At 42.4% G+C, this 14,698-nt stretch carries 15 protein-coding genes; 12 read left to right on the top strand and 3 right to left on the bottom strand.

Annotated features, from left to right (window positions below; genetic code table 11):
* Positions 1-5: 5 nt before the first annotated feature.
* On the bottom strand, positions 6-2,453 hold the full coding sequence (locus J8M00_RS23940; protein ID WP_211012937.1) for a penicillin-binding protein 1A: 2,448 nt from the start codon (positions 2,451-2,453) through the stop codon (positions 6-8).
* Between the two features lie 226 nt (positions 2,454-2,679).
* Here J8M00_RS23940 and J8M00_RS23945 point away from each other — a divergent pair, with 226 nt between their 5' ends.
* The 9 genes from J8M00_RS23945 to J8M00_RS23985 all read left to right on the top strand — a co-directional run bounded on the left by J8M00_RS23945 (position 2,680) and on the right by J8M00_RS23985 (position 11,639).
* A complete protein-coding gene (locus J8M00_RS23945) occupies positions 2,680-3,759 on the top strand; it encodes a pilus assembly protein PilM (protein ID WP_023397684.1) in 1,080 nt (359 codons plus the stop codon).
* On the top strand, positions 3,747-4,349 hold the full coding sequence (locus J8M00_RS23950) for a PilN domain-containing protein (RefSeq protein WP_211012938.1): 603 nt from the start codon (positions 3,747-3,749) through the stop codon (positions 4,347-4,349). The genes J8M00_RS23945 and J8M00_RS23950 overlap by 13 nt, the downstream gene beginning before the upstream one ends.
* Positions 4,346-4,951, top strand: a complete 606-nt coding sequence (locus J8M00_RS23955; protein ID WP_023397686.1) for a type 4a pilus biogenesis protein PilO — start codon at positions 4,346-4,348, stop codon at positions 4,949-4,951. The genes J8M00_RS23950 and J8M00_RS23955 overlap by 4 nt, the downstream gene beginning before the upstream one ends.
* Positions 4,948-5,487: a pilus assembly protein PilP gene (locus tag J8M00_RS23960; protein WP_211012939.1), complete on the top strand. Its 540-nt coding sequence runs from the start codon at positions 4,948-4,950 to the stop codon at positions 5,485-5,487. The genes J8M00_RS23955 and J8M00_RS23960 overlap by 4 nt, the downstream gene beginning before the upstream one ends.
* A gap of 18 nt (positions 5,488-5,505) precedes the next feature.
* Positions 5,506-7,539, top strand: a complete 2,034-nt coding sequence (pilQ, locus tag J8M00_RS23965; protein ID WP_211012940.1) for a type IV pilus secretin PilQ family protein — start codon at positions 5,506-5,508, stop codon at positions 7,537-7,539.
* Between the two features lie 151 nt (positions 7,540-7,690).
* Positions 7,691-8,209 (top strand): shikimate kinase AroK, encoded by a 519-nt coding sequence (gene aroK / locus J8M00_RS23970; protein WP_036975093.1) that lies wholly within the window; start codon positions 7,691-7,693, stop codon positions 8,207-8,209.
* Positions 8,210-8,237: 28 nt separating this feature from the next.
* A complete protein-coding gene (aroB, locus tag J8M00_RS23975; protein WP_211012991.1) occupies positions 8,238-9,308 on the top strand; it encodes a 3-dehydroquinate synthase in 1,071 nt (356 codons plus the stop codon).
* The gene (locus J8M00_RS23980) at positions 9,308-10,744 is read left to right on the top strand and encodes an AAA family ATPase (RefSeq protein WP_211012941.1); all 1,437 of its coding nucleotides are present in this window, start codon (positions 9,308-9,310) and stop codon (positions 10,742-10,744) included. The genes aroB and J8M00_RS23980 overlap by 1 nt, the downstream gene beginning before the upstream one ends.
* 46 nt (positions 10,745-10,790) lie before the next feature.
* Complete coding sequence (locus J8M00_RS23985) at positions 10,791-11,639, top strand: Dam family site-specific DNA-(adenine-N6)-methyltransferase (protein ID WP_211012942.1); 849 nt, start codon at positions 10,791-10,793, stop codon at positions 11,637-11,639.
* On the opposite strand, the gene J8M00_RS23990 is transcribed toward J8M00_RS23985, so the two are convergent.
* Together J8M00_RS23990 and J8M00_RS23995 are read right to left on the bottom strand one after the other, a co-directional pair.
* The gene (locus J8M00_RS23990; protein ID WP_348772567.1) at positions 11,633-11,830 is read right to left on the bottom strand and encodes a DUF2970 domain-containing protein; all 198 of its coding nucleotides are present in this window, start codon (positions 11,828-11,830) and stop codon (positions 11,633-11,635) included. The genes J8M00_RS23985 and J8M00_RS23990 overlap by 7 nt on opposite strands.
* A 22-nt stretch (positions 11,831-11,852) precedes the next feature.
* On the bottom strand, positions 11,853-12,146 hold the full coding sequence (locus J8M00_RS23995) for a hypothetical protein (protein WP_211012943.1): 294 nt from the start codon (positions 12,144-12,146) through the stop codon (positions 11,853-11,855).
* 172 nt (positions 12,147-12,318) lie between these two features.
* Between J8M00_RS23995 and rpe the strand changes: the two genes are divergently transcribed.
* Genes rpe through trpS form a run of 3 tightly spaced genes read left to right on the top strand, consistent with a single transcriptional unit; the run spans position 12,319 to position 14,695 of the window.
* Complete coding sequence (rpe, locus tag J8M00_RS24000) at positions 12,319-13,008, top strand: ribulose-phosphate 3-epimerase (protein WP_211012944.1); 690 nt, start codon at positions 12,319-12,321, stop codon at positions 13,006-13,008.
* Entirely contained in the window at positions 13,008-13,676 is a 669-nt protein-coding gene (locus tag J8M00_RS24005) for an HAD family hydrolase (RefSeq protein WP_211012945.1), read from the top strand. Before rpe ends, J8M00_RS24005 begins: the two co-directional genes overlap by 1 nt.
* A gap of 14 nt (positions 13,677-13,690) precedes the next feature.
* Positions 13,691-14,695: a tryptophan--tRNA ligase gene (trpS, locus tag J8M00_RS24010; protein WP_211012946.1), complete on the top strand. Its 1,005-nt coding sequence runs from the start codon at positions 13,691-13,693 to the stop codon at positions 14,693-14,695.
* Positions 14,696-14,698 lie beyond the last annotated feature (3 nt).

A 14,698-nucleotide genomic window follows, 5' to 3' on the forward strand; every position in this document is an offset into this window, starting at 1 on the left:
GTTGTCTAAAATAATTCTTCTGACGCTGGCAGGCTATCGTCAAAAGGTGTGCTACTGCCTGAGTCTAAAACATATTTTGTCGGAGCGGTTCCTCGTTCAAAATATTCAAAGCGGCTGGTGTAGTCATTTTTTTCACTCAGTAGACCCGTTTTTAAATCAATACGTATTGATACAAGCCCAGGAGGGGGCTCTATGGGTGCCAATGGCTCTTCTTGGAGCGCATGACGCATAAAACTCACCCAGGCAGGCTGTGCCGTCGTCGCACCGGCTTCCCCACCTACAATCTGCTTTTTGCCCAAGTTAGTATTGTAAGCCGCGCGACCAAGTGGTTTGCTGGCATCATCAAATCCAACCCAAACTGTGGTAAGTAAATTTTGGTTAAAGCCAGTAAACCATGTATCAACGGCATTATTTGTTGTGCCGGTTTTGCCTGCCAAGTCTTTTCGCTTAAGTGTCTGAGCTCGCCAACCTGTCCCGGTCCAGCCTGTTTTATGTCGCCAACTGCCGCCACCCCAGATGGCACTTTTTAATGCATCGGCAACTAAAAAGGCATTCTTTTCCGAAATGATCCTAGGTGCGCATGTATACGGATCGGCTTCAAGTGCTTCTTCACTGCACACACGCAATGGACTTGCTGTGCCTAACTCATTGCCAAACGCATCGGTTAGTCTGTCAATAAAATAAGGTTCAATTAAGTGCCCGCCATTGGCAAATGCGCTCATTCCTCTGGCCATTTCTAACGGTGTCATCGCGGCACTACCTAAGGCGAGTGATTCGCTACGTACCACATCTTCGTCACTAAATCCGAATTTGAGAATGTGATCTGCAGTGTTGTTTAAACCAACACCGCGCATTAAGCGGATTGATACAACATTTTTAGATTGCGCTAATGCTCTTCGAATACGAATTGGTCCACTGTATACATCTGGGCTGTTTTTCGGTCGCCAAGCCACTCCTAGGCTGTTATCCCAGTGGTTGATGGGCGCATCATTAATAATTGTGGCAAGCGTATAGTCACCTTCCAAAGCTGCGGAGTAGATAAAGGGCTTAATGTTTGAACCCACCTGTCTCTTCGCCTGAACCGCCCGGTTATATTGACTTTGCTTAAAGCTGTAACCACCCACAAGCGCTTTGATTTGACCGCTTTGAGGATCAAGAGACACGAGTGCACTTGCCGGCTGAGGAAGTTGACTGAGAACCCACTTTTGTTCACTTTGACGCACCCATATTTGCATACCTGGAGCGAGAATATCGCTGGCAACTTTTGGCGCTCTACCTTGGCGTCGCTCTGTGATATATGCTCTGGCCCAGTTCATTGCGCTCCAATCTAGCGTAATGGTATTGCCAGAAGGCATGACAATGGTGGCTGACTGTTCTTCTAGTGCCGTTACTACCGCTGCATGTAGTGGTGCGATGGCTTTTACTTTTTTCAGTCGAGCGGTGATCTGTTCTGTTGTCCACGGAGTTTCTTCTGGTTGCCAATAGCGAGCGTTGGGCCCTCTAAAGCCATGACGCCTATCATAGTCGTGTAGATTGTTGATGAGTGCTTGCTGAGCTGCGGCTTGGTCGGCTGCATCGACAGTGGTATAAACCCTGAAACCTGAATTGTAGGCGGTGTCAGTACCATACTTTTCAACCATATATGCGCGTACCATCTCTGAAATGTACGGTGCGTATAGCTCTATTTCGGCACCATGTCGTTTTGCAGTAATTGGCGCATTTACAGCGGCATGATATTCGGCTTGTGTAATGTATTTCTCGGCAAGCATTCTGCCCAATACCACATTTCGTCTCGCTTTGGCTCGAGTTGGGTTGCGTATTGGGTTTAGTGCTGATGGCGCTTTTGGTAGGCCAGCGATCATGGCCATTTGAGGTAACGTCAATTCATTGAGTTCTTTACCGTAGTATACTTGTGCTGCGGCTCCAATACCAAACGAGCGGTGGCCTAATTCGATTTTATTGAGGTAGAGCTCAAAAATTTCATCTTTGCTCAACAGCCGTTCAATGTGCAGCGCAATAAAAATTTCTTTGACCTTACGTATATAAGCCTTTTCTCGGGTCAAGAAGAAGTTTCTTGCGAGCTGCATGGTAATGGTACTTGCCCCTTGCTTTTTTTGCCCTGTGCTAACTAAGACAATAAACGAGCGTACAATCCCAATAGGATCAATACCGAAATGCTCGTAAAAACGATTGTCTTCTGTCGCCAAAAATGCATTGAGCATAGGCTCTGGTACATCAGATATTTTAACTGGTATACGGCGTTTTTCACCAAATTGATTGATGAGCTTTCCGTCGCGTGTAAAGACCTGCATTGGAGTTTGTAGCTGAACATCTTTGAGCACTTTGACGCTGGGAATATCGGATTTCACATAGAAATACAAGCCGATTAGAATCAGTACGCCAAAAAGGCCAAAAACGAAAACAGTCTGTAATAATCTTTTTAATAAATTCACGAATTTATCCCTAGTGAGACTCCCAATTGCAAGTGGACGCTGTTAGTATATCCTGATTAAAAAACGATTAATAACTTTTGCGTAAATTCTTCAACCCGAACAGGTGTTAAATAATGCACCGTTGTTGTTTGGTAAGTATAATGCATAATACTTAAGGCGTATCAAATGTTAACTTCTAACCAAGAGCGCCAAAATAACGACTAATTTAAATACTTGGGTAAATTGCATGTTCGATCAAATATTTAAAAAGCACGCACCAATGATGGTTGGAGTAGATATTGGCTCACACTGTGTAAAAGCCGTGTTGCTTGCCGAGTCCAGTGCAGGTTACCGGGTCGAAGCTGTCGCGATCGAGCCTTTACCTAAAGGTGCAATGAAAGAGCGCGCTATTCAAGATATCGAAGCAATTGGTCGTGTTATCGCTAAATTAAAAAAGCGTCTTCCCAAAGGCACACAGTTTGCGTCAGTTGCTGTATCTGGTCAAACAGTCATCACGAAAATGATTTTTATGGATGTTTCGTTAACTGATGCTGAATTAGAGTCGCAAATTGCAATTGAGGCTGACAGTCTGATCCCATATCCATTGGATGAAGTCAGTTTGGACTTTGAAAAGTTGTCAGTAAATGAAGCGGATCCCTCTAAAGTGAATGTACTGCTGTCTGCTGCTCGAACTGAAAGCGTACAGGCTCGAGTAGGTGCACTTGAAGAGTCTGGGCTTAAAGCCAAGGTAGTCGATGTCGAAAGTTATGCTTTGGCACGCTCAGTGGATGTACTCTATGAGCAATTGCCGTCTGATGCCTATGACAAAGTTGTCGGCATTATTGATATTGGCGCAGTTGTAACCTTGATTAGTGTGGTACAGTCAGGCAAGACTTTGTATACAAGAGACCAAGTTTTCGGCGGTGAACAATACACTAACAGCATTGTTGCTTACTATAATAAAACTTTTGACGAGGCGGAACTTGCGAAAACAACCGGTGATCTTCCTCCAAACTATACTTTTGAAGTACTCGCGCCATTTCAAACTTCTCTCTTACAGCAAATAAGGAGAGCGCTGCAAATGTTTATGACCACCAGTGGGCATGATCAAGTGGACTATATTATTTTAACTGGTGGAACTGCACTTGTTGAAGGCTTAGACAGACTACTGGTTGATGAGTTAGGTGTGCATAGCATTATTGGAGATCCATTTGCGAATATGGAAATTGCTCCTAAAGTAGATAGAAGTGTACTTAACCGCCATAGTGCGCAATTCTCGATAGCGACGGGACTGGCATTGAGGAGCTTTTCTGCATGCCACATATAAATCTACTCCCTTGGCGAGAGCAGCAACGACAGGCATCGCAACAAAAGTTTTTGACAATTTTGGCCGTTATTGTCGCGACCAGTTTGGCACTTATGTACTTAATGGGTACATTTTACGACGGGCTAAGGCAGGGTCAGGAAATAAAAAACCGTTACCTGCAAGGAGAAATTGCTAAATTAGATGAGCGGATAGGCGAGATTGAAGGACTGAATAAACAAAAAGAAAACTTGCAACGTAGAATACGATTGATCGAAGTATTACAAAGCAACCGAAACTTAGGTACTCAGATTATCGATGAAGTAGCTAGGGTAGTGCCTGCCGGTGTTTATCTGACAAGCTTAGAGCGCACTGAAGATATGATTAAAGTTGTTGGGCGCAGTGAGTCTAATAATCGTTTATCGCAAATGCTTCGCGCTGTGGAGTCATCTTATTTACTAGAAAAACCGGTTATTCAAGGTATCGTAGCTGGCAGTAATGACGATAGATTGCTGAGTGATTTTATGATGCACTTTTACGTAAAATCCTTTGAACAGATGGAGCTTGAGCGTCAACAAAATAGCAGCGTCGAATCAGGAGTACCTAAATCGTGAAGCTTGATATCAAAGCATTGCAAGAAATCGACTGGAATGAAGTTGAGCTAGATAATATAGGTGAGTGGCCACTACCGGTTAAAATCATCTGTTGTTCGCTAGTTGTATTGGTCATGCTGATCATTGGCTACACTATGTTGGTTTCAACGTCGATAGACAGGTATGAGTCGGCAGTGAGCAAAGAGCAAGAATTACGTAAAAATTACCGCATAAAGTATGGCCGAGCCAATAATTTAGAGTTATATCGACAGCAAATGCTGGATATGGAAGATCAATTTTCCCAACTACTCAGAAAGTTACCGACTTCTAATGAAACGCCCGGTTTATTGGATGATCTAACCTATGTAGGTACTTCCAGTGGTTTAACCTTTTTAAAAATAGGCTGGTTGCCAGAAGTTAAAAAAGAATTTTATACAGAACTACCAATAAATCTTGAAGTTGTCGGTACTTACCATGAATTTGGCGAATTTGTCAGTAAAGTTGCGCAGCTACCTCGAATCGTAAGCTTGCATGATTTTAGAATTGAAAACGCAGGAAATAATGCGTTGGTTTTTGGTGTGGTTGCCAAAACTTATCGATATGAGCAAGGAGAGAGTCAATGATTCGGCTTGCGCCAACCTTGCTCACTTTACTGTTCATTGCTGGGTGCAATGATGATACCGCAGAACAAAAAGAATTTATTGATCGGGTCCAAGCCAGTGCAACGCCGTATATAGAGCCAATTCCTGAAATGATGAACTTTGAACATTTTCAGTATCAGGCGTCCGATCTACGAAGTCCTTTTGTTGCCCCTCAGCCTGAAGTGATTGAAAATCGGTTAGTACAAATTAAAAACTGCCTTCATCCAGATCCAGAAAGGTTGAGAGATCCATTGGAAAAATACCCATTGGACAACCTTATAATGAAAGGCATAATTGCAACAGAAGTAACAACTTGGGCATTGATCAAAGCTGCTGACCAAGGTTTATATAGGATCAGAGAGGGGCAGTATATGGGGCTCTATCATGGCGAAGTAGTTGGTGTGCACTCTGATAGAATTGAGTTAATGGAGCTTATCCCTGACGGTACTGGTTGTTGGAAAGAGCGACTCACAACAGTTGAGATGCCTGAAGCTGAAGAAATGGGCGCGAGTGAATAATAAAAAGGTGATACGACTATGACGCGCAACCTAGCAAATAGTTTTGCGAAAACATTAATTGGCGGTGCATTTTTAGGGGCTTCTATGCTCTCTTATGCTATCCCCATGCTCTATGATGTACGTTACAACCCAATAGCCTCGGGAGAGACTGAATTACAGTTGGTGTTCGATGAACAGCTAGAAACCGAGCCTCAAGTACAAGTTTTGAGTGAACCTGCGCGATTGGAACTGTTTTTTGTTGGTGCGGAATTCGAAGAAAGCCTCAAAGAGTTGGCGATCAATAAAGCAGGGATCCGTGCAATTAATAGTAATATGGAGCCTGATGGCTTTAAAATTACTATCATGTTGGAAGAGTTAAAGTTATATAAGACAACGGTCAAAAATAACTTGGTGTATCTACAGGTATCTGACCAGCCAATTCCAGACGAGAGCTCAGCCGAACAAGCAAGTCAATATATTAATGGGATTCAAAGTATAGACTTTAAACGCACCTCCGAGGGGGCGGCACAAATTCTCGCATTTTTAGATTCGGCGCAAAGTGCAATAGATGTGCAACAAGTGGGTGATAAAATCATCGCAGATTTCCACCATATAAGTATTCCGGACGAGCATTTATATGAGCTGGATGTAACAGACTTTGGCACCGTCGTTGGTAAAATTGAAACGTTTCGAGAAGATACTAAAACGCGAATTGTTATTGAGCCAAACTCTGCGTTTAAGTTCAACTATCAGCAGTTAGAAAATATTTTCACTTTGACAGTTGAGAAAGACAGCAACGAATTTCAATTTGGTGAAAGCAAATCCTATCAAGGGCAACCTATCACTTTAAATTTTCAAGATATCCCGGTTCGCTCTGTACTACAGATAATTGCGGATACCAATAATTTTAACTTGGTAACCAGTGATTCAGTATCGGGCAATATTACGTTGCGCTTAGATGGGGTCCCGTGGGATCAAGCGTTAGATGTGGTGTTACGAGTTAAAGGCCTCGATAAGCGTATGGAAGGATCAATCTTGATGGTTGCACCTTCTGAGGAGTTGAGTGCGCGAGAAGCAAAAGAGTTGCAAGCGAGAAAACAAGTAGAAGAGCTAGAGCCTTTATATACTGAATATATTCAGCTGAATTATGCGAAGGCGCAGGAGTTTTCCGACTTGCTTAAAACTGACGTAAACTCAATTATCAGTTTACGTGGTAGCGTCTCTGTCGATGCGAGAACAAATACATTATTAATTAAAGATACCGCACGTAGTATCGAAAGTATTAGGCGGATGGTTGAGAAGCTCGATGTTCCTGTCAAACAGGTACGTATTGAGTCTCGTATGGTGACCGTGACGGATAATATTCAAGAAGATTTGGGGATCCGTTGGGGGTTTAGCGATCAGCAGGGCAATGATGCATTATCAGGTAACTTAACTGCTGCTGATTTATTGTCGGGTGGGACGATCCCGGGACTGGAAGATAGATTGAATGTAAATCTACCAGCGCCTTCTACTGCTGCGAGTGTTGGTATGCACATTGCCAAGCTGTCTGACGGAACGTTAATAGACTTAGAGTTGTCGGCACTTGAGCAAGAAAATAAAGGTGAAATCATTGCGACGCCGAGTATTACAACGGCCAACCAAAAAACGGCCCGAATAGAGCAAGGTACAGAGATCCCTTTTGTTGAAGCGTCCTCTAGTGGGGCAACGGCTGTTGAATTTAAAAAGGCCGTGTTAAGTTTGGAAGTAACACCGCAAATTACACCGGATAATAAAATTATTTTAGATTTAATTATCACTCAAGATACGCGAGGTGATACAGTACAAACCGCCAATGGTCCTGCAGTGGCAATTAACACCCAACAGATCCAGACCCAAGTATTGGTCGACAACGGCCAAACTGTTGTTCTTGGCGGTATTTACCAGCAAGAAACAACAAATGCGGTGAGTAAAGTACCACTTCTTGGAGATGTGCCGTACCTTGGGGTGTTGTTTAGAAACACTAAAGAAATTAATGAAAAGAAAGAGTTATTGATTTTTGTCACGCCCAGAATTATGAATGACAATTTGTAATAGTGATAAATTAACAAATAAAGGCGGATTTTACGCCTTTTGACTTGAAATGTTGAATAGAATACTGAGATAATCCCCTCCTTAATTTTGGGGCCAGGTCGTTAGGCGGGGTTTTATTTCAAATTTTAGAGTTCGTTTGTACTAAATAGATATGGCTGAGAAACGTAATATATTTCTAGTAGGCCCTATGGGGGCTGGTAAAAGCACAATTGGTCGTCACATTGCCGATCAGTTACACCTTGAGTTTTTTGATTCAGATCAGGAAATAGAGCGCCGCACGGGTGCTGATATTGCTTGGGTCTTTGATATCGAAGGAGAAGAAGGTTTTCGTAAGCGTGAAGAAACTGTAATTTCAGACTTAACTGAGAAGCAGGGTATCGTACTGGCGACAGGCGGTGGCTCAGTGATCAGTAAAGAAGTGCGCAACAAACTGTCAGCTCGTGGGATTGTAGTATATTTAGAAACGCCCATTGAAAAACAAGTGGCTCGAACACAGCGAGATAAGCGCCGTCCTTTATTACAGACAGGTGAAGACTCAAGAAAAATTTTAGAAGATTTGGCTGAGCAACGAAACCACTTATATAGCGAAGTGGCTGATATTGTTGTACGCACTGATGAGCAAAGTGCCAAAGTAGTCGCAAATCAAATTATCGATAAATTAGATTTTTAATTGCCAATATAAAAAGGAGGGTGTAGTGATGCTTGAATTGAATGTGGATTTAAACGAGCGGAGCTATCCCATCTATATTGGAGAAAATCTACTATCGGATAAAGGGCGATTAATTGAACATGTAGGTCAAAGTCGCCCTGTGATCATTAGCAACGAAACAGTTGCTCCTCTCTATCTCGAAGTCATTGAATCTCAACTCAGCGACTTATCTCCACTACACTTCATTATTCCAGATGGTGAACAATACAAATCTTTAGATTGGTTTGAGAAAATTTGTGCTTTCTTGCTTGAAAATAACTGTGGTAGAGATACTTGCTTAATCGCCCTTGGGGGCGGTGTTATCGGAGATTTAACGGGGTTTGTTGCGTCAGCATATCAACGTGGTGTGCCATTCATTCAGATACCAACGACTTTGCTTTCTCAGGTAGATTCATCTGTTGGTGGTAAAACGGCTGTTAATCACCCTCTTGGGAAAAATATGATTGGCGCGTTTTATCAGCCTAAAGCCGTTTTTATCGATACAAGCTCATTAAACACCTTGCCCGCACGCGAATTTTCCGCAGGCATGGCTGAAGTGATAAAATATGGCCTGATCTATGATGCTGATTTTCTTACTCGTTTAGAAAGTGATGCAGCCCAATTAAAATCGCTTAATATTGAGAGTCTCAATCAAATTATTTATCGCTGTTGTGAAATCAAAGCAGAAATTGTTGCTAAAGATGAAAAAGAAGCAGGTTTGCGCGCTTTACTCAATTTGGGACATACCTTTGGTCATGCAATTGAGGCGCAAATGGGCTATGGCAATTGGCTGCATGGTGAAGCGGTTGCAGCAGGTATTGTACTGGCCATGGAGCTTGGACAACAGCGGGGTGACATTAATACAGCTGAAGTAACGCGTGTGCGCAATTTGTTGGCTCAATATGATTTGCCTACTTCACCCCCAAGAGAAATGACGTCTGAACAGTTTATTCACCATATGCGCAAAGACAAGAAAAATAAACAAGGCAAAATCAGATTTATAGTACCCACTTCGCTGGGGGTATGTGAGTTGGTAGATGACGTGTCTGACGCTAATGTAGGCCATTTAATAGGGCAGTAATGCAGTCTCAAATATTGCCAAGCCGTTCTGCCTTGGTCGATAGAATTGCAATGCAATTTGAATATGGGCAGAGCTTAATTTGTCTGGTCGGCAATTCAGGCTTAGGTAAAAGTTATTTGGCTGAAAGCTTTATTACTGATAAATACAGTGATTTTTCGAAAGCCTTTATCCAATTAAGTGCACATTCCAAAGATGTCGATATTATTCGACAACTCATGGAGCATACTTTTCGTGCGCCACTGGTGGATCAAAAACTTTCCCTGACGGAAAACTTCTTCGTTTTAAACAGTGAACAGCCAGCAGAGCCGTGTTTATGGGTACTTGATGGTGCAAGACACCTCAGTGATGAACTGATCCAGGAGCTGCAAAACCTCGCAGTAAGAGCGCCACATACTTTATACATTTTAGTGACCGCACAAGCTCCCAATATGCTGCCAAATGCATTGGATATTCATTTGGAACCGCTTTCGCATGCTGAATCCAAGCAATTGATGAAAATGTTTTTTACGCAATTGCCACCAGATGATGATCCTATATTTAAAACATTCATAACCGAAGCTCGGGGTAACCCTAGTGTGCTGCTTGATTGGAAACAAGAAGAGCAGCAGCTTGACTTGAGAGCGGATTCACAACCAAAATTAAAACAAAAGCACTTTTTTATTGCAGCCTTTTCATTGATCCTCACCCTGTGTTTGGTTGCCGCTTTGTACAATAAACAGTTGCTTGATCTACTTGGGGAAAAGCAAGAAGTAGCAAAACAGCAGACTGCTATTTTATCTGAGCCGACAGTGCTTGAAGCAGAGCAAGTGCTTGAAGCAGAGCAAGTGCAACCAAAAGTTGACGTGGTATCTAAGGTGGCTAAACACGCAGCAGAGGTACAAAATAAACCAGAGCAAGAACAAGTCTCAGCGGTATTAAGCGCATTGCTATCAGCGCCTACGAAAAGTGCAATGAATAGTGAAATGGCAGTCGACACTAAGAAGCACAGTGAAGTTACTTCCACAGAGCTCGCTCCTGAGCCTGACGAGCAAGAGGTAGAGCAAGTTGCTACAGCGTTACAGCCTACTAAACGCACTGAGAGTTCAACTGATGCTAACGTTCAAGTAACGCCTAAAAATACCGTTCACAGAGTAGGTGTATCTCACGATAATCAGTGGTTTTTATTAAGGTCTGATACAGAGTGGAGCATTCAGTTATTGGCCGTGACAGAAAGAAAAGTAGCTGATGATTTTATTGCCAAGCACGCTTTGCCCAACATTAAAGTGGCTGAAGTGAGAAGAAATGGCAAAGTTTGGTGGTTTGTTACTTTGGCACCTTTTGCCCAGCTAGATGATGCTAAGCTGGCTCGTGGTAATTTAAATGCTGAATTGTTGGCTGCTAAGCCCTTTTTTAAACGGATCTCCCAAATAAAGCAGCAAATCCAACAGTCACAGTAAAAAAAATAGTGTAAAATCCCGCTACTTTTGAGTAATTAGATCGATCATGCAGAAAAAAACCAGAGCCTTTCTTAAATGGGCGGGCGGAAAATATAGTTTAGTGGAGGAAATCACTAAACGATTGCGCAGTGCAAACAGTGAGGCAGAAACTTTGGTTGAGCCTTTTGTAGGTGCTGGCTCTGTGTTTTTAAATAGTGACTTCAAGCGTTATGTGTTGAATGACATTAATGCCGATTTAATTAACTTGTATAAAGAAATTCAGCGTGCACCTGATGAATTTATCGCAGATGCGAAAAAGTTGTTTGTTGAACAAAATAACTGTGCAGATGCTTACTATGAATATCGTCAGCAATTTAACGGGTGCGTTGATGTCTATGAGCGGGCTATTTTATTTCTGTATATGAATCGCCATGGCTACAATGGGCTGTGTCGATATAATTTAAAGGGGATATTCAATGTGCCCTTTGGTAAATACAAAAAGCCCTACTTTCCGGAAAATGAGTTATACCACTTTGCAGAGAAGGCTCAAAATGCAACCTTCACCTGTTTAAGCTATGAGCAAGTGTTTAAACAGCTACCTAAAAACTCAGTGATTTATTGTGATCCTCCCTATGTACCACTGAGCAAAACAGCCTCTTTTACAAGCTATGCAAAGGGTGGGTTTAACCTCGATGATCAAGCCCAACTGGCAAACCTAGCTGAGCGTGCGGCATTTGATAACAACAAACCAGTGCTTATCTCAAATCATGAAACTGTATGGACGAGAAAAATATACAGTGAAGCGCAACTGGATGTAATCCAAGTAAAAAGAACAATCAGTCCAAAAGGCAATGGGCGCAATAAAGTCAATGAGCTGATGGCGCTGTACAGTGCACAACCATCGCGTAATTACTGACTTTGTGCGGTAGCAATAACGCCATTAACAAGAAAAATTAAGAAAACAACGAACATAACTACGAAAAGGGTTGCGATAACGGCGTATGGCCAAAAGTGATTGCTCTTGAAGTCGTGGTGATATTTTTTGTGGCTTTGTACGCCAAACATAGCAGCGAGGACGCTTTGAAAGATGCTTAAGAAAACCATCATGATGCGTCCTTTATGCTGTCAATTAAATTTTAGAAATGCTCGAACTGTCTTGTTGGTCATCAGAGCCAATTAAGAGCTCTAATAAGTCTAGGTAGTGAAACTGTGCATTGCTGCTACCACCAGTTAACCACGCATACCAACTTGTATGTGCTTCGCGTTTGCAGTGCTGTTCATTGTAATTGTAAGTTGAGTCGACACACTCACACTGACTAAACTGCGCAGTTTCAATATCGTCATCTCCAAATGAAAATACACCTACCGAAACCACAGCTGCGATTGCCAACAATACCGTCCGTGTTTGAAGCCATGTTACCATAACTATCCCCTCAGCGATTAGCTATCCTTAAATAGTACACTATGGATATTTATTAAACAATCAGTTTATCTCTTTTCTCTGTAAGTTGCTCGCAAATTGGCCATTGCTTGCTCGTGTATTTCCGGACAATTTGAGTTAAAGTAGCGGCGGAAGCTAACTTTAAGGGGAACTCATGTCTTCAGTAAATGCACAACCTGAATTTCTAATTGCACCATCTATTTTGTCAGCCGACTTCGCACGTCTAGGTAGCGATGTTGAAAAAGTAATTAATGCAGGTGCAGACGTCGTGCATTTTGATGTGATGGATAATCATTATGTACCAAACCTAACATTTGGGCCAATGATCTGTGAGGCACTAAGAAACTATGGTATTACTGCGCCAATTGATGTGCATTTAATGATAAAACCGGTAGATGCGTTGATCCCAAGCTTTGCCAAAGCGGGGGCTGATATCATTACATTTCACCCAGAGGCGAGTGAGCATGTTGACCGCAGTCTTGCTTTGATAAAGGAGCAGGGGTGTGAGGCCGGTTTGGTACTTAACCCTGCTACGCCGTTGCATTGTCTTGACTATGTTATGGACAAAGTTGATCAAATATTATTAATGTCAGTAAATCCTGGCTTTGGTGGGCAAAGCTTTATTCCCAATACACTCGATAAACTAAAACAAGTCAGAGAGCGTATTGAGGCGTCAGGCAAAAAAATTCGTTTGGAGGTTGATGGTGGTGTCAAAGTAGACAATATTGCGCAAATTGCAGCAGCAGGCGCAGATATGTTTGTGGCAGGATCAGCCATCTTTAATCAACCGGACTATAAATCGGTAATTGATGCGATGCGTCAAGAACTTGCTAAGGTAAGGTAATGAATATTCAGGGAGTTTTACTCGATCTTGATGGCACCTTAGTCAACAGTATTCAAGATATGCACTTAGCGCTCAATTTAGCGCTATCAGATGTTGCTTTTCCAGTAGTTTCATACAAGCAGGTACAGCTATGGGTCGGAAATGGCATAGATACACTCGTCCAACGTGGACTGAGCTGTGATAGTGACATTAATCCTGACCTCTCAGCTACGCTTGTAAAACAAGCAACGGAGAGATTTAAAGCGCACTATCAACAATTAGTGGGTGAGTATGCCGAGCTATACCCAGGTGTAGAAATAGGTCTATATGAACTCGGCAATGTGCCAAAAGCATTAGTGACAAATAAAGATAGAGCATTTACATTACAACTTTTGCAAAAGCTTAACATTGCCAAGCATTTTGATGTTATTGTATGTGGTGATGATGGAAACAAAAAACCAGATCCACAATTGCTTAAGCTAGCGTGTGAGCAGCTCGGTGTGAGCGCTTCTCAAGCAATTATGATAGGTGATTCAAAAAGTGATATTTTAGCGGCCCACAGCGCGGAGATGCCTGTGATCGCTTTGAACTATGGGTATAATCAAGGGGAAGCACTCTCGCAATTTAATCCACAGTACCTCTGTGAGCAGTTCTCAGATATAATTCCCATTTTAACAAACCATAATTGAGATAAAGGAACAAGATGACAAAACCAGTAGTATTAAGTGGCATTCAGCCAACCGGTGGTATGACAATAGGCAATTACGTAGGTGCCATAAACCAGTGGCTTAAGCTACAAGAGGATCACGATTGTTTCTTTATGTTAGTTGATCTTCACGCGATTACAGTGCGCCAAGACCCAGCAGCTTTGCGCGAGCGCGTATTAGATGGTATTGCTATGTACACTGCATGTGGTATCGACCCAGAGAAATCTGCATTATTTGTACAATCTCAAGTGCCTGAGCATGCACAGTTAGGCTGGGTACTAAACTGTTATGCACAAATGGGTGAATTGAATCGCATGACCCAGTTCAAAGACAAGTCGTCGAAGCATGCGAACAATGTCAACGTAGGTTTATTTTCATATCCAGTGTTACAAGCTGCCGATATTTTATTATATCAAGCAGATCAAGTACCGGTAGGTGAAGATCAGAAGCAACACTTAGAGCTTACTCGTGACATTGCGACGCGTTTCAACAATATTTATGGTGATGTATTTAAGGTACCAGAGCCTTATATTCCAGAGCTAGGCGCGCGTGTTATGAGCTTGCAAGATCCGTTGAAAAAGATGTCAAAGTCTGATGACAATCCCAATGCGTTTGTCTTGCTATTAGATGAACCAAAAAAGATTGAGAAAAAGCTCAAAAAAGCTGTGACGGACTCGGACGAACAGGCGCGTATTTATTTTGACCGTCAGGAGAAACCCGGTGTATCTAACCTGCTCACTTTACTATCGGTTGCAACAGGCCGTTCAGTAGAAGCACTTGTGCCAGAATATGAAGATAAAATGTATGGCCATTTGAAAAAGGATACGGCTGCTGCTGTGGTTGAAATGCTAACGCCAATCCAAGCGCGTTTTAAAGAAATTAGATCTGATCAGGCGCTACTTGAAAATATTATGCGCAGTGGTGCAGAAAAAGCAGGTGAGCGTGCTGAAAAAACACTGAAATCGGTTTATGACGCTTTAGGGTTTATTCCTCGTCCATAGCCT

The sequence above is a fragment of the Pseudoalteromonas luteoviolacea genome, from assembly GCF_018100925.1.
Lineage (GTDB): Bacteria > Pseudomonadota > Gammaproteobacteria > Enterobacterales > Alteromonadaceae > Pseudoalteromonas > Pseudoalteromonas obscura.